This is a genomic window from Kitasatospora sp. NPDC087314, from assembly GCF_044744365.1.
GTDB lineage: Bacteria > Actinomycetota > Actinomycetes > Streptomycetales > Streptomycetaceae > Kitasatospora.
Map to the genome: position 1 here is coordinate 74125 of NZ_JBIUYE010000009.1, position 21045 is coordinate 95169.

A 21045-nucleotide genomic window follows, 5' to 3' on the forward strand; every position below is an offset into this window, starting at 1 on the left:
CCGTCGTGCGCCCGCTGACCCGCGCCGCCGCGTTCGCGCTGGGCGCCGTCGCGGGCTATGCCGCCGACACCCGCTTCGGCGATCCCCGGCGCGGCCACCCGGTGGCCGCGTTCGGCGCTGCGGCGACCCGGCTGGAGCGCCGGGTGTGGCGGGACGACCGGGTGGCCGGCGCCGGGTACACGGCGCTGTGCGTGGGCGCGGTCACGGCCGGCGCGGTGGCCCTGGACCGTACGGTGGGCCGGCGTCCGCTGGGCCGGGCCGCGCTGGCGGCCGCTGCGACCTGGACGGTGCTCGGCGGCACCTCGCTGACCAGGGAGGCGCGCACCGTCGGCCGTTCGCTCGCCGCGGGCGATCTGGCGGCCGCGCGGGAGCGGCTGCCGCACCTGTGCGGGCGGGATCCGAGCGCGCTGGACGGGCCGCAGATCGCCCGGGCGGTGGTCGAGTCGGTGGCGGAGAACACGGCGGACGCCGTGGTGAACGCACTGGCCTGGGGCACGCTGGCGGGCACGCCGGGGCTGCTGGCGTTCCGCGCGGTGAACACCCTGGACGCGATGGTGGGCCACCGCTCGCCCCGGTACGCCCGGTTCGGCTGGGCGTCGGCCCGGCTGGACGACCTGGCGGGCTGGCCGGGCGCCCGGCTGACGGCGCTGCTGACGGTGGCCGCCGCGCCGGAGCCGCGGACGGCCTGGCGGGTCTGGCGGCGGGACGGCTCGGCGCATCCGAGCCCGAACGCGGGCCAGGCGGAGGCGGCCTTCGCGGGAGCGGTGGGCGTCCGGCTGGGCGGGACCCTGCAGTACGGCGAGCGGGTGGAGCACCGGCCGGTGCTGGGCGCGGAGCTGCGGCCGGTGACGGTGGACGACATCGAGCGGGCCTGCGCGCTCTCCCGGCGGGTGGGCGTGCTGGCCCTGGGTACGACGGTCGCGGGGCATCTGGCGATCCGGTCGTTGGCGGCTTCGAGGCCACGGACGGCTTCGAGAAGGAGGGGCACGGCATGAGCAACGCGCTGCTGGTCGCCGGGACGACCTCGGACGCGGGCAAGAGCGTGGTGACCGCGGGCATCTGCCGCTGGTTGGCCCGTCAGGGGGTCTCGGTCGCGCCGTTCAAGGCGCAGAACATGTCGCTGAACTCCTTCGTCACCGCCGACGGCGCCGAGATCGGCCGGGCGCAGGCGATGCAGGCGCAGGCGGCCCGGGTGGAGCCGGAGGCGGCGATGAACCCGGTGCTGCTGAAGCCGGGCGCGGACGGCCGCAGCCAGGTGGTGCTGCTGGGTCGGCCGGTCGCCGAGGTGGGCGCGCTGGACTACCGCGAGCGCAAGCCCGTCCTGCTGGAGCGGGCGCTGGAGTGCCTGGCGGATCTGCGCAGCCGCTACGACGTGGTGGTGTGCGAGGGCGCCGGCTCGCCCGCCGAGATCAACCTGCGGGACCGGGACATCGCCAACATGGGCCTGGCCACGGCCGCCGGGCTGCCGGTGGTGGTGGTCGGGGACATCGACCGCGGCGGCGTCTTCGCCGCGATGTACGGGACGCTGGCGCTGCTGTCGGCGGAGGACCAGCGGCATGTGGCGGGCTGGTTCGTCAACAAGTTCCGCGGCGACGCCCGGCTGCTGGCGCCCGGCCTGGAGATGCTGCACGGGCTGACCGGCCGCCCGGTGCTGGGCACGCTGCCGATGCTGCCGGGACTGTGGCTGGACGCCGAGGACTCGCTCGATCTGACGACCGTGGTGGACCGCACCGAAGGGCGCGGGCCGCTGGGCGCGGACGTGCTGCGGGTGGCCGTGGTGCGCTTCCCCCGGCTGTCGAACTTCACCGACCTGGACGCGCTGGCGCAGGAACCGGGCGTGCTGGTGCGCTGGGCGACCCGGCCGGAGGAGTTGGCCGACGCCGACCTGGTGGTGTTGCCCGGCACCCGGGCCACCGTGGCCGACCTGGCCTGGCTGCGCGAGCGCGGCCTGGAGCCGGCGCTGAGGGCGCGGGCGGCGGCCGGGCTGCCGGTCCTCGGGGTGTGCGGCGGCTACCAGATGCTGGCCCGCTCGATCGAGGACGAGGTGGAGTCCAAGGCCGGCTCGGTCGAGGGCCTGGGACTGCTGCCGACGAACGTGCGGTTCGGCGCCGAGAAGGTGCTGGCCCGGCCGGTCGGCGAGGCGTACGGGCAGCGGGTCGTGGGGTACGAGATCCACCACGGCGTGGTGGCGGTCGAGGGGGGCCAACCCTTCCTGGACGGCTGCCGGGTGGGCTCGGTGTGGGGCACGACCTGGCACGGCGCGCTGGAGAACGACGGGTTCCGCCGTGAACTCCTGCGCGAGGTCGCCGAGTTGGCGGGCCGGGCGTTCGTGCCAGCGCCGGACACCTCGTTCGCCGAGGCGCGCGAGGCCCGGCTGGACCGGCTGGGCGACCTGATCGAGGAGCACGCGGACACCGACGCGCTGTGGAAGCTGATCGAGGGCGGGGTGCCGGCGGCCGGATCGCTGCCGTTCCTGGCGCCCGGGGCACCTGGGGAGTATGCATGAGTGACGTCCGCTATCCGTTCACCGCGATCGTCGGCATGACCGACCTACGACTCGGGCTGCTGCTCAACGCGGTCTCCCCGGCCGTGGGCGGCGTGCTGGTGCGCGGGGAGAAGGGCACCGCGAAGTCGACCATGGTGCGCGCGCTGGCCGGCCTGCTGCCGTCCCTCGCGGCCGTCGACGGCTGCCGCTTCGCCTGCGACCCGTCGGCTCCGGACCCGCAGTGCCCGGACGGCCCGCACCTCGACGCCGGCTCGCACCGACGACCGTCCGAACTGGTCGAGTTGCCGGTCGGCGTGGCCGAGGACCGGATCGTCGGCTCGCTCGACCTGGAGCGGGCGCTGGCCGAGGGCGTCAAGGCGTACGAGCCGGGGCTGCTCGCCAAGGCGCACCGCGGCGTGCTCTACATCGACGAGGTGAACCTGCTCCAGGACCACGTGGTGGACCTGCTGCTGGACGCCGCCGCGATGGGCCGCTCCTACGTCGAGCGCGAGGGTGTGTCGGTGCGGCACGCGGCCCGCTTCCTGCTGGTCGGCACCATGAACCCGGAGGAGGGCGAGCTGCGGCCGCAGCTGCTCGACCGGTTCGGCCTGACCGTCGAGATCGCCGCCACCCGGGACCCGGTCGAGCGCGCCGAGGTGGTCCGCCGCCGGCTCGCCTACGACGCCGACCCGGCCGGCTTCGCCGCGCGGTTCGCCGAGGACGAGCGGGCGCTCGCCGAACGCATCACCGCCGCCCGGGAGTTGCTGCCCAAGGTGGAGCTGAGTGAGGTGGCGCTGCGTCAGATCACTGCGGTGTGCGCCGCGTTCGAGGTGGACGGACTGCGCGCCGACATCGTGATGGCCCGCACCGCCGTCGCGCTCGCCGCCTGGGACGGGCGGACCGAGGTGCTGGAGGAGGACGTCCGCAAGGCCGCCCGGCTGGCGCTGCCGCACCGGCGGCGCCGCAACCCCTTCGACGCGCCGGGGCTGGACGAGGAGCGGCTGGACCGGACGCTGGAGGAGCACACGCAGCCGGAGGACCACGAGCCCGAGGGCGGGGGCAACGGCGAGGGGCAGGGCGACGGCGACGGGCCCGAGGACGACGGCCCCGGGCCGGACGGCGGCCCCGGCGACGGCCCGGACGGCGGCGGGGCCCCCGAGCCCTCGGACGCCGGGTTCTCCGACGCCGGACCGCCGGACGCCGGGTCGGAGGCGTCCGCCGCCGGCACCGAGCAGCCGGCCCAGCAGCCGGTACCGGCCCAACACCCCGCCCCCGCCCGGGAGTCGGCGCCGGTCGCGGCCGGCGATCCGTACCGGACCAGGCTGTTCACCGTGCAGGGCACCGGCCACGGCGCGCAGGGCCGCCGCTCCCCCGCCGAGACTGCCGGCGGGCACACCGTGCGCGCCCGGCGCCCGCAGGGCACGCTCAGCCGGCTGCACCTGACCGCCACCCTGCAGGCCGCCGCGCCGCACCAGGCGGCGCGCGGGCGGACCGGCCGGGCGCTGGTGCTGCACAAGGACGACTTCCGCGAACAGGTCCGCCAGGGCCGGGAGTCCAACCTGGTGCTGTTCGTCGTCGACGCCTCCGGCTCGATGGCCGCCCGGCAGCGGATGACCGCCGTCAAGGGCGCCGTGCTGTCGCTGCTGATGGACGCCTACCAGCGGCGCGACAAGATCGGCATGATCACCTTCCGGGGCGCGGACGCCGAACTGGCGCTGCCGCCGACCTCGTCCGTGGAGGTCGGCGCGGCCCGGCTGGAGTCGCTGCCCACGGGTGGGCGGACCCCGCTGGCCGCCGGGCTGCTGCGCGCGCACGAGGTGCTGCGGGTGGAGCGGCTGCGCGACCCGAGCCGCCGCCCGCTGCTGGTCGTGGTGACCGACGGCCGCGCCACCGGCGGGCGTGACGCGCTCGCCCGGTCCCAGCGCGCGGCCGGGCTGTTCGCCGCACAGGGCACGGCGAGCGTGGTGCTGGACTGCGAGTCCGGCCCGGTCCGCCTCGGCCTGGCCCGTACCCTGGCCGGGCTGCTCGGCGGCACCGCCGTCAGCCTGGACGAGCTGCGCCCCGAGGGCGTCGCCTCGCTCGTCCGCGAGAACCGACCCACGACGATGCGAAAGGCGGCCTGAGCGCCATGCCCAAGGGAGTGCCCGAGAACGTCCCCGCCGACGGCCTGACGACCCGCCAGCGCCGTACGCTGCCGATCACCGCCGTGCACACCGGCCCCGGCAAGGGCAAGTCGACCGCCGCGTTCGGCATGGCGCTGCGGGCCTGGAACCAGGGCTGGCCGATCGGGGTGTTCCAGTTCGTGAAGTCCGCCAAGTGGAAGGTCGGCGAGGAGAACGCGCTGCGCGTGCTCGGCGCCTCCGGCGAGGGCGGGACGGTCACCTGGCACAAGATGGGCGAGGGCTGGTCCTGGGTGCAGCGCGACATCGAGAGCAGCGAGGAGGCGGCCAAGGAGGGCTGGGAGCAGGTCAAGCGCGACCTGGCCGCCGAGTCCTACCGCTTCTACGTGCTCGACGAGTTCACCTACCCGATGCACTGGGGCTGGATCGACGTCGAGGAGGTGCTGGCGGTGCTCAAGGACCGTCCGGGCAGCCAGCACGTCGTCATCACCGGCCGGTACGCCCCCGAGCCGCTGACCGAGTTCGCCGACCTGGTCACCGAGATGACCAAGGTCAGGCACCCCATGGACGCCGGCCGCAAGGGCCAGCGCGGTATCGAGTGGTAGGCCGTTGAGTACCGTTCCCCGCCTGAGCACCGTTCCCCGTCCGAGCGCCGTCCCCCGCCTCGTCGTCGCCGCGCCCTCCTCCGGCGCCGGCAAGACCACCGTCGCCACCGGCCTGATCGCGGCGCTCGCCGCGCGCGGGCTGGCGGTGTCGCCGCACAAGGTCGGCCCCGACTACATCGACCCGGGCTACCACGCGCTCGCCGCCGGGCGCCCGGGCCGCAACCTGGACGCCTTCCTGTGCGGGCCGGAGCGGATCGCCCCGCTGTTCCTGCACGGCGCGGCGGGGGCGGACGTCGCGGTGGTCGAGGGCGTCATGGGCCTGTTCGACGGGGCGTCCGGGCGCGGCGAGCTGGCCTCCACGGCGCACGTCGCCAAGCTGCTGAAGGCGCCCGTGGTGCTGGTCGTGGACGGCTCCTCGCAGTCCCGGTCGGTGGCCGCGCTGGTGCACGGCTTCGCCTCCTGGGACCCTGAGGTGCGGCTGGCCGGGGTGATCCTCAACCGGGTCGCCTCCGACCGGCACGAGCACCTCCTGCGCGAGGCCCTGGAGGAGGGCTCGGGCGTGCCCGTCCTGGGGGCGCTGCGCCGTTCGACGGCGGTCGCCACGCCGTCCCGCCACCTCGGGCTGATCCCGGCCGTGGAGCGCTCGGCGGAGGCCCTCAAGGCCGTCGCCGACATGGGCGAACTCGTCGCCGCCTCGGTCGACCTGGACGCCCTGCTCGAACTCGCCCGGACGGCACCGGAGCTGGACGCCGAGCCGTGGGACGCCTCGGCCGAGGTCGACCCGGTGGCCGGCACCCCGCGGATCGCGGTCGCGGGCGGCGCCGCCTTCTCCTTCTCGTACGCCGAGAACGCCGAACTGCTCACCGCCGCGGGCGCGGAGGTGGTCCCGTTCGACCCGCTGCACGCCTCGGCCCTGCCGGAGGGCACGGCCGGCCTGGTGATCGGCGGCGGCTTCCCCGAGCTGTACGTCCGGGAGTTGAGCGGCAACGCGGCCCTGCGCGGGGCCATCGCGGCGTTCGCCGCCGACGGCGGCCCGATCGCCGCCGAGTGCGCCGGACTGCTCTACCTGGGGCGGGAGTTGGACGGTCTGCCGATGTGCGGCGTGCTGGACACCGGCGCCCGGATGACCGAGCGCCTGACCCTCGGCTACCGGGAGGCCGTCGCCCTGCACGACTCCCCGCTCGCCCGGGCCGGCACCCGGCTGCGCGGCCACGAGTTCCACCGGACGGTCTGCGAACCGGGCGCGGGCGAGTCCCCCGCCTGGGGCTGGCGGCTGCCCGCCGGGCCGCGCACCGAGGGCTTCGCGGACGGCTCCGTCCACGCCTCGTACCTGCACCTGCACTGGGCCGGAACGCCGTCGCTGGCCACCTCCTTCGCCTCCGCGGCGGCCGCTCACCGGGCGGCTGCGGCGACCTGATCGGCCTCGACGGCGACTCGGGCTTGTCTGACACCTCGCGCGCGCGGCGGGAAGTGTCAGACAGGCCCTGGGACGCGGGACTCGGCCCCGGGCATCGCCCGCCACCCGCGGTCACCCGGCAGCGGTCACTCCCGGTCGAGCAGCGCGGCGACGTAGCGGGCCACCTCGCCGCGCAGCGCGTCCAGGGTGAGCTCCTGGCGGTGGCCACTGCCGGCCGTCGCGTTGAACAGCACCCCGTCGCACCAGCGGATCAACCGGCGGGCGTCACCGGCCGGGTCGGAGGATCCGGAGCGGGCCAGCAGCACGGCCGCGTGGTCGTGGAAGCGCGCGCCGAACCGGTCGTAGACGGCGCGCAGTTCGGGCCGCCGGGCGGCCTCCAGGGCGAGTTCGAGGCGGGCCAGGGTGAGCGTGCGCCCCACGGTGAGCGCCTGGTGCAGCGCGTCGGCGCCGGTCCGGACGAGCAACTCCCGGGACGGCGCGCCGGCGAGGGGCTCATCGGCCAGGGGCTCGCCGGCGCCGGGCCCACCGCCGGCGCCCAGGTAATCGCCGGTCTCCACCTCGACGATCCGGGTGAGCGCGAGTTCGAGCAGGGCCGCCCTGGTCCGGGCGAGGTTGGAGGTCGAGCCGGCGGGCAGGCCGGCCGCCTCGTCGACCGCACGGTGGGTCAGCCCGCGCAGGCCGCGTTCGGCGATCAGGGCGATGGCGGCGTCGGCGATCAAGGTCGGGCGCGGGGCTGTCATGCGTCCGATCATGACCGTTCTCCCCGGCCGACCCCAACTCACTACATGTGTAGTACGGTGGAGGCTATGGCAACTACAGACGTAGTGCGATGAGAGGAGTCCCATGGGCAAGCGCCAGGCGATCGTCATCGGCGGCGGCATCGGCGGACTCACCGCCGCGCTCGCCCTCCACCGGCAGGGCGTCCCGGTGACCGTCCACGAACGCGCCGCCTCCCTCGAACCCGTCGGCGCCGGCCTCGCCCTCGCCCCCAACGCCCTTCGCGCCCTCGACCGGCTCGGCGTCGGCGACCGCCTGCGCGCCCTCGCGACCCCGTACCCCGCCCTCGGCCTGCGCCGCCCCTCCGGCCGCTGGCTCGCCCGCACCAGCAGTTCCGCCGTCGAGGCCTACTTCGGCGACACCGTCGCCGCCGTCGCCCGCGCCGACGTCATCGCGGCCCTCGTCGACGCCCTCCCGGCCGGCACCGTCCGCACCGGCTCCCCCGCCGAACTCGTTCGGCCCGGGGACACCGGCTCCCCCGCCGTCGTCCGCACCGCCGACGGGGAACAGCCCGCCGCGCTCGTCGTCGGCGCCGACGGCATCCGCTCCGCGACCCGCGGCGCCCTCTTTCCCCGGCACCCCGGCCCCCGCTACAGCGGATTCACCACCTGGCGCACCATGGTCACCCCCGCCCGGCCCCCGGCAGCCGTCGGCGAGGTCTGGGGGCGCGGGCGGCTCGCCGGAGTCGTCCCGCTCGCCGACGGCCGCGTCTACGTGTACGGCGCCGCGCTCGCCCCGGCCGGCGAGCGGGCCGCCAGCGAGCACGCCGAACTCCTGCGCCGGTACGGCGACTGGTGCGCGCCCGTGCCCCAGTTACTCGCCCTCGCCGACCCCGAGCGCATCCTGCGCCACGACGTCTGGGACCTCGCCGACCCCCTGCCCGCCTACCACCACGGCCGGGTCGCCCTCCTCGGCGACGCCGCCCACGCCATGTCACCCTTCCAGGGCCAGGGCGCCTGCCAGGCCATCGAGGACGCCGTCGTCCTCGCCTCCCCCCTGTCCCCCGGCGACGACCCCGCCACCACCCTCCCCGGCTACACCGCCGCCCGCCTCCCCCGCACCACCGCCATCGTCACCGGCTCCCGCCGCATCGGCGCCCTCGTCGCCGTCCGCTCCCCCGCCGCCGCCCTCCTCCGCGACACCGTCCTCGCCCTCGGCGGTCTCCTCCCCACCCGAGCCCTCCTCAGCCGCTCCGCCGCCACCTACGACTGGCAGCCCCCGGCCCCGCGCGGCGCCGCCTGAGGACCGCCGGTCCGATGTCAGTGGGGGTTGCGACAATGCCCGCCATGAGCGACCCCACCCGCGCCATCGCCGACTACTGGGACGCGGCCGCCCCGTCCTTCGACGACGAACCCGACCACGGACTGCGGAGTGCACCGACCCGCGCCGCCTGGGCCCGGCGGCTTCGCGCCTGGCTGCCGCCCGCCCCCGCCGACGTCCTCGACGTCGGCTGCGGCACCGGCTCGCTGTCCCTGCTGCTCGCGGCGGACGGACACCGGCCGACGGGCGTGGACCTGGCGCCGCGCATGGTCGAACGGGCGAGGGCCAAACTGGCGGCGGCCGGCCTGTCGGGCCGGTTCCTGGAGGGCGACGCTTCGGCGCCCCCGCTCGGCGCCGACACCTTCGACGTCCTGCTGTCGCGCCACCTGCTCTGGACGCTCCCCGACCCCGAAGCCGCACTGCGCACCTGGGTGAAGCTGCTCCGCCCCGGCGGCCGACTCGTCCTGGTCGAAGGCCGGTGGCGCGAAGCCGGACAGGCCTCGACACCGTACGTGGCCGGGGCGGACCACCTGCCGTGGAACGGCGGCGTCGGCGCCGGCGAACTCGCCGCCGCGCTACGGCCCCTGGTGGCCGGGCTGCGCGTCGAACCGCTCGACGGGGACACCGACCTGTGGGGCGGCCCGGTGGACGACGAACGCTACGCGCTGATCGCCCGGCTCTGACCCGGCACGGCGTGCCGTTGCCGAAGGTGCCGGCCAGCGGGTCCCTGCGGTGGCAGGTGGCGCAGCGGAGGCGGGTGTGGATCGAGTTTTTCGGGGTGGTTGGGAGCCACTTGATGTGCTGGTGTGTGAGATGCCGCTTTCGGAGTCATCGGGTGGTGTGGGCCGTTCGACCGTCACGCTGCGCTTGTTGATCACGGTCCGGGGCAGGGAGACTGCCGGTGAACAGGTCGCGTGAGGTGCTGTCCGAGAGGATCCGCCGAGCCCATCGCGGGCAGGGACTGTCGGGACGGGAACCGGCGGCATTGAGCGGGCACGACGAGAGGGGCGGCCGTGGGCGGGAACAGCGAGGACCAGGGGCGGCTGAGCGGGCGGATCTGCGTCATCGCCGGCCCCATGGATCGCGAGGACCACGGCCTGTTGGAGACGACCCACGAGGTCTGGGAACGGGTCTTCCAGGCCGTCCTCACCCCTGCGGTGCTCAGCTGCCGCTACGGGGTGCCGGTGATGAACCCCGGCGGCTCGGTCGTGCTGACCGGCTCCTTCCTCGCGGGCATGGGCGCCGCGACCGCCCAGATGGCCTTCTCCGCGGCCAAGGCCGCGGTGACCCAGCTCGGGCGCGACCTGGGCACGCATCTCGCACGGCGTGGCATCCGCGTGAACACCCTGGCTCTGGGCCCGGTCGAAGCCCCGGAGACCCGTGCCATGTTCGATCGGATGGGGGAAGAGGAGACCCGACGGCGCTTCGCCCACATCCCGATGGGCCGCTTCGCCACCCTCGACGAGATCGCGGCCGCGGCCGCCTACCTCGCCGGCCCGGATTCGGGCTACCTGACCGCCTCCGAACTCCCCGTCTACGGCGGCATCCGCGCCGCTTACACCCTCCCGGACCACTGAGTCCCCGGCGCCCGCGAGTGTGCCCCACCGCCGGGGCGATCGCGGGCACCGGACGGCCAGGCCCTGGGGGCGTTGACGCGCAGTTCGAGGCCGGGACGGGAGGCATCGCACCCCACGCGCGGAACGCGAAGGCGTCGCCGATGCGGAGGTGGTCGTCCGGGGCCACGACGTCCGCGAGGCCGGATTCGTCCACCCGGTGCAGGGCCAGCCGCAATGCCGTTGACCTGCGTTGCCGACGGTGGCTCACCGGACGCAAGGGGTGGTGTCCGTGGCCGCTCGGTCGGTCACGCCAGTGACACACGAAGATCAACATAACGTCCTCGCAGGTCGGGGCCGTCACGCAACCCGTGTACGTGCCTACGCCACGCGCCACCCCACCGGACGAGGACTAGCCGAACAGGGACTCGGTGTCTCCGTGAGCGATGAGGAGCTTCCGGAGCAGGGCGTCCAGTTGGGCGCGCTCGTCGCCGTCGAGGACGGCGAGCAGGCGTTCCTCGTTCCGGACGTGGCCGGCGAGGGCGGCGTCGATCAGGTCCTTGCCGGCCGGAGTGAGGCGGACCAGAACGGCGCGGCGGTCGTTCGGGCAGGGGTTGCGTTCGACGAGGCCCTTGGCGGACAGGCGGTCGACGCGGTTGGTGATGGCGCCCGAGGTGACCATGGCGGCCTTGAGGAGGGCGCGGGCATTGAGCTCGTAGGGCTCGCCGGCGCGGCGGAGGGTCGCCAGGACGTCGAACTCGGAGGAGTCCAGGCCGCAGGAGACGAAGTACTCGCGCAGGGCGTTGTCGACTCGGACGTTGAGGCGTCGCATCCGGCCGATCAGGCCGATGACCTCCAGATTCAGGTCAGGGCGGGTCCTGGTCCACTGCTCGACGATGTCGTCGACGGTGTCGCGCTGCTGCATGGTCCTCCACCTTTCACCGCCCTGGACTGACGGCAACTATCTTAACATTCACATACTTGACGTTCGCTCATCTCGGGGCGTAGAACTTATCTCAACGTTCAGATAATCAACGTTGAGGGGGATGTCATGGAGGGGAAGCGCGCAGGGATCGCCGTCACGGCGGCGCTGGCTCCGGCGGCCTGGGGCACCACCTACCTGGTCACCACGCAGCTGCTGCCCGAAGGCCGTCCACTCCTGCTCGCCGCACTGCGGGCGCTCCCGGCGGGGCTGCTCCTGCTGCTGATCGGCCGCAAGCTGCCCAGAGGCCGCTGGTGGGGGCGCGCGGCGGTGCTCGGGATGCTCAACATCGGGCTGTTCTTCCCACTGACCTTCGTCGGCGCCTACCGCCTGCCCGGCGGCGTCGCAGCCACCATCGGGGCGATCCAGCCCCTGCTCGTCGCCGGGCTCTCGATCGGCGTGCTCGGCGCCCGGCCCGGGCGGCGGGCACTGCTCGCGGGTCTGGTCGGGGTCGGCGGGGTCGCCCTCCTGGTCCTCAAGAGCGGCGCCCGGCTGGACGGCGTGGGGATCGCCGCGATGGTCACCGCGATCGCGCTGATGGCCGTGGGCACCGTCCTCACCCGACGCTGGGGGCGGCCCGAGGGTGCCACCCTGCTCGACCTGACGGCCTGGCAGCTCCTCGCCGGCTCCGTTCTCCTGGTCCCGCTCGCCGGCTTCGTCGAGGGCGCACCGCCGGCCCTGAGCGCCACCAACCTGGCCGGCTTCGCCTATCTCGGACTGTTCAGCACCGCGCTCGGGTACGTCCTCTGGTTCCGCGGCATCGAACGCCTCGGCGCCGGCCCCGCCTCGTTCCTCGGACTGATCAACCCGGTCGTAGCGACCGCGGGCGGCCTCGTCGTCCTCGGCCAGACCCTCACCGGATGGCAACTTCTCGGCCTGCTGCTGGCCCTGGGCGCCATGTTCGCGGGCCAGGCCCCCGCCCGGCAGCCCAAACCCGCCGCACCCCCGCTCACCCCTGTCGCCCCCGCCACCCCCGTCACCCCCGTCACCCGCTGACCGGCACAAGGAGTCACACCATGCACTACATCGTCATCACCCGCACCGACAGCACCCCCGACGCCGACCTGGGCCACTACCTCGCCAACGTCGGCGCCACCATGGAGCCCCACCAGGGCCGCCTGCTCGCCTTCGACGCCCCGGCCCGCCTGGAGGGCGACACCACCTACACCAAGACCGCCATCCTCGAATTCCCCACCGAGGCCGACGCCCGCGGCTGGTACGACTCCCCCGCCTACCAGGCCCTCGCCGCATGGCGTACCGCCACCATGGGTCACCCCGTCACCATCGCCGCCGTCCCCGGCCTGCCGGCCTGACCCGCCGCAAACCACCAAGGCCCCGCCAGGCACCACCGGCGGGGCCGAGGCACGTCGGCGGCCGGCCGGTCCGCCGGAGGTCCCCGACTCCCGTGCGCCCGGCGATTCCCGGCCAACTGCGCTCCCGGCCACACCTGTTCGACTCCCGGGGCGTGGCGCGTGAGGCCCCCAGGCGGGTGGCCGACCGCCAGCCTGCCCGAGCGATCGGGGCGTGTCCCGAGCTGCCGGTGGCGCGGTCAGCCGGTGGCGCGGATGTAGATGTCGGCGGCGCCCGGGGGGCCGCCGGGGATGGTGGCGACGTAGATGCGGCGGGCGGTGGGGGCGTGGGTGGGGGGCGCGGTCGGGGTCGGGGTCGTCCTCGGACCGGGGGTCAGGGTCTCGGTCGGGAGCGGGGCGGCGGCGAGGCCGGGGACGACGGTGGGCGTGGGCTCGGGGGTGTCGTCGGCGGGGTCGGGGTCCTGGTCGGCGGCGTCCGGGTCGGGGGCTGGGTCGGCGGCCTGGAGACCGGGGGGTGCCGGGTCGACGGTGGGGATGAGGGTGGGTGACGGCGTCGGGGTCCAGGTGGGAGGAGGAGCGGGCGTGGGCTCGGGGTCTTCGGGGAGTTCGGGGGCCTCGGCCGGTTCGTCGCCGCCGAGGGCGGCGGTGAGGTCGGGCGGGAGGGGGGCGGTGGCGCCGGGGGCGGGGAGGTCGTAGGTGCGCAGGAAGTCGCCGAGGCCGACGTCCTTGCCCGCGATGCGGTAGTGCAGGTAGGCGATGGGGGTGCCGTCGGCGGCGCGGGTGTAGATGGCGCCGACGGGGACGTAGTAGCGGCCGGCGCCGGGGTGCTGGGAGGGGTGGAGGCCGGCGAGGCGTTCGGCGCGGTCGCGGTCGGTCTCGCGGCCGGTGCCACCGACGGTGAGCGAGTTGACCCCACGCACCACCAGGGCGGCCGCGACCGACACGCAGAGCACCAGCCCGACGGCGACGGTGCGCCGCAGGACGGGTCGGCCGTGCAGGGCGGGCCAGGAGTCGGTGACCGTACGCTCGGGTGGAATGCCGTCCACGGTTCTCGTTCCCCCGTTCGATCAGGACGTCACTGTGCTCGACGAGGGACCGTAGCCCAGAGTTCCTCAGCCCAGGTAGGCGGGGGCCACCGCAGCCTGGGTGACCCGCCGGGGAGCGCCGCCGCCGTCGGCCGGGACGGTCCACAGGTCGGCGCCGTAGTCGCCGGGCATGGCGTAGAGGAGCGTGCCGGTGTCCGACCAGACGGCCTGGTCGTCGATGTTGCGCTGCTCGGCGGTGGCGGTCTCGGTCATGGTGGCGAGGTCGAGGACGTACAGCCGCCAGGGCGCGTCCGGCGACGCGCCGGGGACGCGCTTCTTGTACGCGATGCGGGTGCCGTCCGGGGAGAGCGAGGGGCACTCGACGTTCTCGTGCAGGGTGGTGAGGCTGTGGGCGGCGAGGTCGCCGTGGACGAGGTAGGTGTGGCCGCCGGTGGCGAGGGTGGCGTAGAAGGCGTTGTCGTCGGCGAAGGTGACGCCCCAGATGTTGATGTCGTGGGCCTGGTACGGGTGGCCGTCCTTGATCACGTCGAAGGTCTCCAGGTTGTCCCGGAGGTTCCAGTCGCGGACGTCGACGATCGAGGTGCGGGTGGAGAAGTCGGTGCCCGCGTAGGAGTCGCCGCTGACGAAGACCGTCCAGGCGGCGAGGTGCCCGGACGGGGAGACCCGGGAGCGGGTGGGGATGCCGGCGGCCGGGAAGGAGCGCCGCTCGCGCAGGTGGTCGTCGAGGACCACGGCGCGGTAGGTGTCCTCCAGGGCGCCGTGCTGGGACTGGAGGCAGATACCGGTGCCGGCGGCGGCGTAGAAGCGCAGGCACTGGACGCCGGAGGCGGTGCGCGGGCCGTCGGGCCGGTCGGCGGGGACGGCGGTGAGCTCGTCGCGGTGCGGGCCCCAGGCCATGTTGCGGAACACCAACTCCCGCCCACCGGAGGGTCCTTGCAGGGTGACGGCGCCTTCGCCGACGGCGGGGCCGCCGGGCTGGGCCTGGTCGCGCTGGGCGGTGCGGTCGGCCGCGTAGAGGACGGCCCCGGTGCCGACGGCGCCGAGCAGCAGCACGGCGACCAGCAGCACGATCACCCTGGTCCGGTTCTGGAGTCGGTTCACGAGGGCTCCTCGGAGGCGGTGGCGGCGGGTTCGCGCGGGGCGGCGGGTTCACGCAGGACGGCGGCCGCGCCGAGCACGCACAGCGCGAGCGCCCCCGCCGACCAGCCCAGCGCGCCGGTGCCGCCGACCGCGCTCCACAGCGCACCGAACAGCAGCGAGCAGGCGAACCGGGCGAGCGCCTGCCCGGTGCCGACCAGGGCGAGCCCGGCGCCGCGCTGCTCGGCCGGGACGGCGTCGGCCGCGGCCGCGGCGAGCACGCCGTCGGTGGCCGCGTAGAACGCGCCGTGCAGCAGCAGGACGCAGACGACCGCGGGCACGCCGTTGACCGGCGAGAGCAGCAGCCCGTACGCGAGCAGCAGGACCGCGTGCCCGGCGAGGAAGAGCCGGCGGCGGCCGATCCGGTCGGCGAGTGCGCCGAGCGGGACGGCGAGCAGCAGGAAGGCGGCGGCGGTGCCGAGCGGCAGCAGCGGGAAGAGGCTGGTGCCGAGGCCGAGCCGGCGCTGGATGAGCAGGTAGAGGAAGGAGTCGCTGACGGTGGTGAGTCCGAGCAGGACGGCGCAGAGCGCGAGCCGCCGCAGCCCGGGAAGCCGCAGCAGGGTGAGGCTGTCCCGCAGCGAGGGGGCCGCCGCTGACGGATCGTCAGCTGTCTGTCGATTCGGCACGAACAGCAGCAGGATCAGCACGCCGAGCGCGGCGACGCACGCGCTGACCGTGAACACCGCGTCGTAGCCGTGCCGTTCGCCGCCGTCCGCGAGCAGCGGCCCGCCGGCGAGGCGCAGGACCAGGAAGGCGGTCAGCGGGCCGAGCAGGGCGCCGGCCGTGTCCATCGCCCGGTGCACGCCGAACGCCCGTCCGCGGTGGGCGGGTTCGGTGGAGAGCGAGATCATCGCGTCCCGGGGCGCGGTGCGCAGGCCCTTGCCGGTGCGGTCGACGGCGATGACGGCGCCGATCAGCGGCACGGTGTGGACGAGCAGCAGCAGCGGCTTGCAGAGCGCGGACAGGCCGTAGCCGACGGCCGCGACGGCCTTGTGGCGGGCGGCGCCGTCCCGGCCGCGGCGGTCGGCGAGGTGGCCGCCGGCGAGGCGGACGAGCGCGCTGAAGCCGTTCTGGATGCCGTCCAGCAGGCCGAAGCCGAGCGGGGAGAGGCCCAGCCCGGTGAGCAGGTAGAGCGGCAGCACGGCGCTGACCATCTCGGAGGAGACGTCGGTGACCAGGCTGACGGTACCGAGGGCTAGCACCGTCCCGGGTACGGCGCGCAGGGCCCCCCGCCGCCCCGGCCCGCCGGATGCGGGGGCCGGGGCGGCGGGGGCCTTGGAACTGCGGGAATCCGCGACGTACACGGGCGTCAGTTCCAGATGCCGGCGATGTCGGCGGCGTTGGCGGCGTTGCCCGCGTGGGTGCTCAGCCCGGCGAGGTCCTCCAGGGTGCGCAGCACGTTGTAGTGGTTGTAGCGGGTGCCGGTGCTGCTGCCGGGGGTGACGTGGGCGCCGTAGACGAGGGTCGGGATGCGGTTGCCGGCGAGGCGGTTGTCCTCGTCGAAGGTGACCACGAGCAGGCTGTTGTGGCTCTTGGCCCAGTCCGCGTAGGCGGCGAGGTTGGTCTGGAGCCAGGTGTCGCCGGTGCCGACGGAACAGTCGTGCATGTCGTTGCAGAGGTCCGGCACGACGAAGGAGACCTTGGGCAGGGTCGTGTAGTCGGTCGGGAAGGCGTCCATGCCGTAGGCGCTGGAGGCGGGCACGTTGCCGAAGCCGAACCACGGGTTGTGCTTCTGCGCGTAGTTGTCGACACGGCAGTCGGTGGCGCCCTGGGAGGGCAGGCCCTCGTTGTAGCTGGCCCAGGTCTGGCCGGCGGCGAGCAGCTCGGAGCCCAGGTTGGGCTGCTGGAGGGCGCCGACGTCGACGCAGCTGTCGTCGGTGACGCCCTGCGCGCTGCCCGAGAACAGCATGTAGTAGTTGGGCTGGCTGGGGTGGGTGAGCGCGAAGGACTGGGTCAGCGTCGCACCGCCGGCGACCAGCGTGTTGTTGGTGTACGGCGCGCTGGAGCTGTCGATGACCTGCGAGTAGGCGTGGTTCTCCATGACCACGACGATCACGTGGTCGGGCGAGGGCAGCCCGGCGGCGGTGTCGGCGGCCGCGCTGCCGCCGGCGGCCCACAGGCCGAGCGAGCCGCCGACGAGACCGAGTCCGGCGGCGAGGGCGGTGAGGGGGCGGCGGAGCGGGCGGCGGGGGCTGGTGGTTCCGAGGGTGCGGAGTCGTGCGAAGGCCATCGGGTCCTCCGTGCGTCGGGGCTGCCTGGATGGAGCGCCCAGAACAGTAGGATCGCGCCGGTGTCGTGTACCGCACAAGAAGAATGAAGAACAGACGAACAGCTGCCGCCCACCGGCGATGCGCGTCACAACCGCCCCGATTGACCCGTTCCGGCCGGGCGTGGTGGGATCACGGGGGCTTGTGACCACGGGTGCTCGTGGGTGCTCGTGGGGGCTCGTGGCGAAGGAGCGGGACGTGATCGGACTGGTCGCCCTCAACGGGGCGGGCCGCCTGCTGGCCGAGGAGATCCACACCGCCTGGCCCGACACCACCCACGTCTACAAGGCCTCCGTCTCCTCCTGCTTCGGCCCGACCGAGGCCCTGGACCACGCCCTCGACCGACACGACCTGGTGGTCTGCCTCGCGTCCGTCGCGACCACCGTGCGGCTGTTCTCCGACGCTTCGCACCAGGGCTCGCGCCGGCCCGGGCTGGTCAGCCTGGACCTGGGCCTTCGCTACGCCGTGCCGCTGACCGACCGCGGCAGCGGCGCCGAGGAGCTGGCCGAGGAACTGGCCGCCCTGCTCGGCGTCCGGGCGGTCCTGACCGGCGGCCCGCCGCCCGCCGAGGCCCCGGGCCGGGCTCTGGCGCCGACCCTGACGCCGACCCTGGCCGGGCACCTCGACGGGCTTGCCTCCACCGCCACCCGCGGCCCGCGCGGGGCGGCGGCCTCGCAAGCGGTCGCCGAGGGCCGGCCGGTCCGGCTGGAGAACGACCTGGCGTACCCGCTGCCCGCCCTGCCGCCCTCGGTCCGTCCCGACGCGCCCGCCGACGCCCCCGTGGTGCGGGTCACCGACCGCAGCTACCCCGACGAGGACGTGCTCCTGGTCCACCCCCGCACCCTGGTCGTCGGGGTCGGCGCGGGCGGCGGCGCCGAGCAGAGCGAGCTGATGCGGCTGCTCGTGGACACGCTGGAGGAGGGCGGCCTGGCCCGGTCGTCGGTGGCCCGGTTGGCCACCGTGGCCGGCAAGGCGGACCACCCGGCGGTGCGCTGGGCCGCCTTCTGCCTCGGCGGGGTGCCGGTGGACGAGCACCCGGCGGCGGCCCTGGCCGCGGTGCCGGTGCCGACCCCGTCGGAGCTGGTCGGCGCGGCCGTGGGCACGCCGAGCGTCGCCGAGGCGGCCGCCCTGGCGAGCGCGCCCGGCGGCGAACTCGTCGTCACCAAGCGGAAGTCGGCCGCGGCCACGGTCGCGATCGCCCGCACCGCGCCGCGCGGGCGGCTCGCCGTCCTAGGGCTCGGGCCCGGCGAGCAGGATCTGCTGGTGCCCCGCGCGCTGGCGGAACTGCGGCGCGCCTCGGCGGTCGTGGGCACGCCGGGCGCGGTCGAGGCGGTCGCCGGACTGCTCCGGCCCGGGACCCGGCGGATCGCGACGGACGACTGCACCGAGGCGGCCCTCACCCTGGCCGCGCACGGGCACGCCGTCGCGCTGGTCGCCCTCGGCGACGGCGCCGCACCGACCGTGCCGCCCGGCCCGTACGACGTCCACCGCGTCCCCGGCCTGCCCGCCCACCCGCAAGGAGACCCCGCGTGACCGCCCCCGAACCCGACCTTCGCCACCACGGCGACGCCGAGGTGCGCGCCGACGGGTCCGGCCTGGTCGACCTCGCCGTCAACGTCCGCACCGGCACTCCCCCGGCCTGGCTGCGCGAACGGCTCGCGGCCACCCTCGGCGACCTCGCCGCCTACCCCGACCAGGGCGCCGCCCGCGCCGCCGTGGCCGCCCGGCACCGGCGGCCCGCCGCCGAGGTGCTGCTCACCTCGGGGGCGGCGGAGGCCTTCGTCCTGCTCGCGCGCGTCGTGACGGCTCGTCACATCGTCGTGGTGCACCCGCAGTTCACCGAGCCCGAGGCGGCGCTGCGGGACGCCGGGCACCAGGTGCACCGGGTGCTGCTCTCCCCCGACGACGGGTTCCGGCTGGGGTCCGTCCCGGAGGAGGCCGACCTGGTCGTCCTCGGGAACCCGACCAACCCGACCTCCGTCCTGCACCCCGCCGACGCCGTCGCCGCACTCGCCCGCCCCGGGCGCACCCTGGTGGTCGACGAGGCGTTCATGGACACCGTGCCCGGCGAACGCGAGTCCCTCGCCCCGATCCGGGACCTGCCCGGCCAGGTCGTCGTCCTGCGCAGCCTCACCAAGACCTGGGGCCTGGCCGGACTGCGGATCGGCTACGTGCTCGGGCCGGCGCCGCTGATCGCCGCGCTCGGCGCCGCGCAGCCGCTGTGGCCGGTCTCCACCCCCGCGTTGGCCGCCGCCGAGGCGTGCAGCGCACCGGCCGCGCTCGCCGAGGCCGAGCAGGCGGCCGCCGAACTGGCGCTCTGGCGTGAGCACCTGCTGAAGGGGCTGGCCGGATTCCCGTCGGTGCGGGTGTACGGCGAGCCGGCCGCCTCCTTCGTCCTGGTACGGCTGCCGGGCGCGGCGGTCGTCCGGGAGCGGCTGCGCGGGCGAGGCTTCGCCGTGCGGCGCGGGGACACCTTCCCCGGGCTGGGCGAGGAGTGGCTGCGGATCGCCGTCCGGGACGAGGCGACCACGGACCGCTTCCTGGACGCCCTCGCGGCGGTCCTCGGCTCGGCCTGACCGCCCGTTGCCCGCTGGCCCCCCGGTGGCTGCTCAGCCGAGCCTGACCTCGTCCCCCACCGCGATCCGGCCGGGCGCCAGCACCTGCGCGTACACGCCCGCGCAGGGCAGCGCGGGCATGCCCTCCAGCGGGACCAGCCGGTTGTGCTCGGCCGGTCCGCGCAGGGCGGACGTGCTCCGGGGCAGCGGACCGTGCCGCAGGGTGGGCACGGCGCAGCGCGGGGTGGGCACCACGACGCGCAGCCGCAGTGCCGGCCCGATGGCCAACTCCCGCCCCACCCAGGCGTTCTCGACGTACCCGTCGCCCTCGGTGCGGATCACCAGGTTGGGGCGGTAGCGCTCCGCCTCGGCGCCGGTCGCGGCCAGCGTGGAGGTGGTGATCAGGTGCAGCGGGGCGAAGTCGAAGAACCCGCCGGCCGGCGCCTCCCGCCCCAACTCGTTGACGGTGACCTCGACTTCGGCCTCGATACCGTGCGCCAGCACCTCTTCCGGGACGGCCCGCTCGATCGTCGCCCCGGGCGGGCGCTCCGCGACCAGGACGACCTTGCGGCCGAGCGCCTCGGACAGTTCCGCCTCGTCCACCTGCCGTCCGTCCGGCCCGGTGATCGCCACGCCGTCGCCCGTCGTCGCGGTGCCGGTGACCGTCGCCGCCACCGCCGTGTAGCCCAGCAGGCCGGCCCACCGGCGCGGGTTCTTGGCACTGGCGATCCTGCCGGTGCCGAGGTCGAGCAGGGCGCGGGCGCGGTCCCGGTCCACGCCGCGCACGTCCACCTCGGCCGCCGCCAGCTCCTCCCCCAGCAGCGACTTCACCGGGTAGCGCCGCAGCCGTTCGACCGTCCCGAGCCTCATGCCGCGGCCGCCCACTCGCGCAGGGTCGCGAAGTCGCCCTCGCGCAGGCCGAGTCGGGGGTTGATGTGCAGGGCGAGCGCCGGGCCGGGGTGGTGGGCGGCGATCCACTCGTCGTCCTGCGGGCCGAGTTCGTCGTCCACCCAGACGAACGGGCGGCCGTCCGCCCAGGCCACCACGTCCCGGGTCTTCCAGTGCAGGCCGTCCGGGTCCGCCCCGAAGAGGGCCGTCCAGCGGATGTACGGGAGCTCGGGCAGGCCGATGTGCGGGCCGATGTGGGTGTTCGCGTCGGCCATCCAGGTGGTCGCCCACACCAGTTCGTAGGGCAGCGCGAGCAGTTCCGGCCCGTGTGCCGGGTTCAGCCACACCCGCAGCGGCTTCGCCCGCGTGTCCGAGCGGTGCGCCTGCCGGTCCGCCCACCAGGTCGGGAGCATGCGGTACGTGTCGTAGCCGTCCGGCCGGCGCGTCTTCGGCGCGGCGTAGGGGTTGAGCGGTCCGTCCACGTCGAGGAGGAGCAGGGGCAGCGTCATACCCCGAATTCTCCGGCCGCCCCGGCGGATTGACCACCGAATTGACCACGGGATCAATGACCGGACCGACGACGGGATCTCGGCGAGCGTCTGGCCGAGGTGCCGGCCGCGGAACGACGGAACGGCCGCCGGGC

20 protein-coding genes are annotated in these 21045 nt (G+C 75.3%); 12 read left to right on the top strand and 8 right to left on the bottom strand.

Annotated elements, in window-relative coordinates:
* The first annotated feature begins 5 nt into the window (after positions 1-5).
* From ACIO5E_RS20575 to ACIO5E_RS20595, 5 genes are read left to right on the top strand one after another with little or no spacing between them, the layout of a single operon-like run.
* Positions 6-995 carry a cobalamin biosynthesis protein gene (locus ACIO5E_RS20575; protein WP_400669715.1) on the top strand — a complete coding sequence of 330 codons (990 nt, stop codon included), beginning with the start codon at positions 6-8 and terminating at the stop codon, positions 993-995.
* On the top strand, positions 992-2506 hold the full coding sequence (locus tag ACIO5E_RS20580) for a cobyric acid synthase (protein WP_400669718.1): 1515 nt from the start codon (positions 992-994) through the stop codon (positions 2504-2506). The genes ACIO5E_RS20575 and ACIO5E_RS20580 overlap by 4 nt, the downstream gene beginning before the upstream one ends.
* Positions 2503-4608, top strand: coding sequence for a putative cobaltochelatase (locus tag ACIO5E_RS20585; RefSeq protein WP_400669720.1), 2106 nt, complete (start codon positions 2503-2505; stop codon positions 4606-4608). The genes ACIO5E_RS20580 and ACIO5E_RS20585 overlap by 4 nt, the downstream gene beginning before the upstream one ends.
* Positions 4609-4613: 5 nt before the next feature.
* The gene (gene cobO, locus ACIO5E_RS20590; RefSeq protein WP_400669723.1) at positions 4614-5210 is read left to right on the top strand and encodes a cob(I)yrinic acid a,c-diamide adenosyltransferase; all 597 of its coding nucleotides are present in this window, start codon (positions 4614-4616) and stop codon (positions 5208-5210) included.
* A gap of 4 nt (positions 5211-5214) precedes the next feature.
* Positions 5215-6627, top strand: a complete 1413-nt coding sequence (locus ACIO5E_RS20595) for a cobyrinate a,c-diamide synthase (protein WP_400669726.1) — start codon at positions 5215-5217, stop codon at positions 6625-6627.
* 125 nt (positions 6628-6752) lie between these two features.
* On the opposite strand, the gene ACIO5E_RS20600 is transcribed toward ACIO5E_RS20595, so the two are convergent.
* Positions 6753-7367 (bottom strand): TetR/AcrR family transcriptional regulator, encoded by a 615-nt coding sequence (locus ACIO5E_RS20600; RefSeq protein WP_400669728.1) that lies wholly within the window; start codon positions 7365-7367, stop codon positions 6753-6755.
* A 103-nt stretch (positions 7368-7470) separates the two neighbouring features.
* On the opposite strand from ACIO5E_RS20600, the gene ACIO5E_RS20605 reads away from it, so the two are divergent.
* The 3 genes from ACIO5E_RS20605 (at position 7471) to ACIO5E_RS20615 (ending at position 10241) form a co-directional block, all read left to right on the top strand.
* Positions 7471-8646 (top strand): FAD-dependent monooxygenase, encoded by a 1176-nt coding sequence (locus ACIO5E_RS20605; RefSeq protein ID WP_400669729.1) that lies wholly within the window; start codon positions 7471-7473, stop codon positions 8644-8646.
* A 44-nt stretch (positions 8647-8690) separates the two neighbouring features.
* The gene (locus ACIO5E_RS20610; protein ID WP_400669732.1) at positions 8691-9347 is read left to right on the top strand and encodes a class I SAM-dependent methyltransferase; all 657 of its coding nucleotides are present in this window, start codon (positions 8691-8693) and stop codon (positions 9345-9347) included.
* A 330-nt stretch (positions 9348-9677) separates the two neighbouring features.
* The gene (locus ACIO5E_RS20615; RefSeq protein WP_400669735.1) at positions 9678-10241 is read left to right on the top strand and encodes an SDR family oxidoreductase; all 564 of its coding nucleotides are present in this window, start codon (positions 9678-9680) and stop codon (positions 10239-10241) included.
* A gap of 388 nt (positions 10242-10629) precedes the next feature.
* Here the strand turns inward: ACIO5E_RS20615 and ACIO5E_RS20620 are convergent, their stop codons facing one another.
* On the bottom strand, positions 10630-11142 hold the full coding sequence (locus ACIO5E_RS20620) for a MarR family winged helix-turn-helix transcriptional regulator (protein ID WP_400669737.1): 513 nt from the start codon (positions 11140-11142) through the stop codon (positions 10630-10632).
* A gap of 126 nt (positions 11143-11268) precedes the next feature.
* On the opposite strand from ACIO5E_RS20620, the gene ACIO5E_RS20625 reads away from it, so the two are divergent.
* Together ACIO5E_RS20625 and ACIO5E_RS20630 are read left to right on the top strand one after the other, a co-directional pair.
* Positions 11269-12195: an EamA family transporter gene (locus tag ACIO5E_RS20625; RefSeq protein ID WP_400669740.1), complete on the top strand. Its 927-nt coding sequence runs from the start codon at positions 11269-11271 to the stop codon at positions 12193-12195.
* Between the two features lie 20 nt (positions 12196-12215).
* On the top strand, positions 12216-12512 hold the full coding sequence (locus tag ACIO5E_RS20630; RefSeq protein ID WP_400669742.1) for a DUF1330 domain-containing protein: 297 nt from the start codon (positions 12216-12218) through the stop codon (positions 12510-12512).
* Between the two features lie 236 nt (positions 12513-12748).
* Here ACIO5E_RS20630 and ACIO5E_RS20635 read toward each other — a convergent pair whose 3' ends face one another.
* The 4 genes from ACIO5E_RS20635 to ACIO5E_RS20650 form a co-directional block, all read right to left on the bottom strand.
* Positions 12749-13555 (bottom strand): hypothetical protein, encoded by an 807-nt coding sequence (locus ACIO5E_RS20635; RefSeq protein WP_400669745.1) that lies wholly within the window; start codon positions 13553-13555, stop codon positions 12749-12751.
* Between the two features lie 66 nt (positions 13556-13621).
* Entirely contained in the window at positions 13622-14656 is a 1035-nt protein-coding gene (locus tag ACIO5E_RS20640) for a TolB family protein (RefSeq protein ID WP_400669747.1), read from the bottom strand.
* Positions 14653-15996: an MFS transporter gene (locus tag ACIO5E_RS20645; RefSeq protein ID WP_400669750.1), complete on the bottom strand. Its 1344-nt coding sequence runs from the start codon at positions 15994-15996 to the stop codon at positions 14653-14655. Before ACIO5E_RS20645 ends, ACIO5E_RS20640 begins: the two co-directional genes overlap by 4 nt.
* Positions 15997-16001: 5 nt before the next feature.
* A complete protein-coding gene (locus tag ACIO5E_RS20650; protein ID WP_400669752.1) occupies positions 16002-16922 on the bottom strand; it encodes an alkaline phosphatase family protein in 921 nt (306 codons plus the stop codon).
* Positions 16923-17157: 235 nt separating this feature from the next.
* Between ACIO5E_RS20650 and ACIO5E_RS20655 the strand changes: the two genes are divergently transcribed.
* Both ACIO5E_RS20655 and cobC read left to right on the top strand, forming a co-directional pair.
* Entirely contained in the window at positions 17158-18492 is a 1335-nt protein-coding gene (locus ACIO5E_RS20655; protein WP_400669755.1) for a cobalamin biosynthesis protein, read from the top strand.
* Complete coding sequence (cobC, locus tag ACIO5E_RS20660; protein WP_400669758.1) at positions 18489-19535, top strand: Rv2231c family pyridoxal phosphate-dependent protein CobC; 1047 nt, start codon at positions 18489-18491, stop codon at positions 19533-19535. Before ACIO5E_RS20655 ends, cobC begins: the two co-directional genes overlap by 4 nt.
* 33 nt (positions 19536-19568) lie before the next feature.
* On the opposite strand, the gene ACIO5E_RS20665 is transcribed toward cobC, so the two are convergent.
* Both ACIO5E_RS20665 and ACIO5E_RS20670 read right to left on the bottom strand, forming a co-directional pair.
* Positions 19569-20384, bottom strand: a complete 816-nt coding sequence (locus ACIO5E_RS20665) for an MOSC domain-containing protein (protein WP_400669760.1) — start codon at positions 20382-20384, stop codon at positions 19569-19571.
* Positions 20381-20911, bottom strand: coding sequence for a hypothetical protein (locus tag ACIO5E_RS20670; protein WP_400669763.1), 531 nt, complete (start codon positions 20909-20911; stop codon positions 20381-20383). The genes ACIO5E_RS20665 and ACIO5E_RS20670 overlap by 4 nt, the downstream gene beginning before the upstream one ends.
* Positions 20912-21045 lie beyond the last annotated feature (134 nt).

Excerpts from the sequence above, each read along its gene's own strand:
- ACIO5E_RS20605 (WP_400669729.1), top strand. The coding sequence starts at position 7,471 with ATGGGCAAGCGCCAGGCGATCGTCATCGGCGGCGGCATCGGCGGACTC.
- ACIO5E_RS20630 (WP_400669742.1), top strand. The coding sequence starts at position 12,216 with ATGCACTACATCGTCATCACCCGCACCGACAGCACCCCCGACGCCGAC.
- ACIO5E_RS20585 (WP_400669720.1), top strand. The coding sequence starts at position 2,503 with ATGAGTGACGTCCGCTATCCGTTCACCGCGATCGTCGGCATGACCGAC.
- ACIO5E_RS20670 (WP_400669763.1), bottom strand. The coding sequence starts at position 20,911 with ATGACGCTGCCCCTGCTCCTCCTCGACGTGGACGGACCGCTCAACCCC.
- ACIO5E_RS20625 (WP_400669740.1), top strand. The coding sequence starts at position 11,269 with ATGGAGGGGAAGCGCGCAGGGATCGCCGTCACGGCGGCGCTGGCTCCG.
- ACIO5E_RS20600 (WP_400669728.1), bottom strand. The coding sequence starts at position 7,367 with ATGACAGCCCCGCGCCCGACCTTGATCGCCGACGCCGCCATCGCCCTG.
- ACIO5E_RS20665 (WP_400669760.1), bottom strand. The coding sequence starts at position 20,384 with ATGAGGCTCGGGACGGTCGAACGGCTGCGGCGCTACCCGGTGAAGTCG.
- ACIO5E_RS20610 (WP_400669732.1), top strand. The coding sequence starts at position 8,691 with ATGAGCGACCCCACCCGCGCCATCGCCGACTACTGGGACGCGGCCGCC.
- ACIO5E_RS20650 (WP_400669752.1), bottom strand. The coding sequence starts at position 16,922 with ATGGCCTTCGCACGACTCCGCACCCTCGGAACCACCAGCCCCCGCCGC.
- ACIO5E_RS20620 (WP_400669737.1), bottom strand. The coding sequence starts at position 11,142 with ATGCAGCAGCGCGACACCGTCGACGACATCGTCGAGCAGTGGACCAGG.
- cobO (WP_400669723.1), top strand. The coding sequence starts at position 4,614 with ATGCCCAAGGGAGTGCCCGAGAACGTCCCCGCCGACGGCCTGACGACC.
- ACIO5E_RS20580 (WP_400669718.1), top strand. The coding sequence starts at position 992 with ATGAGCAACGCGCTGCTGGTCGCCGGGACGACCTCGGACGCGGGCAAG.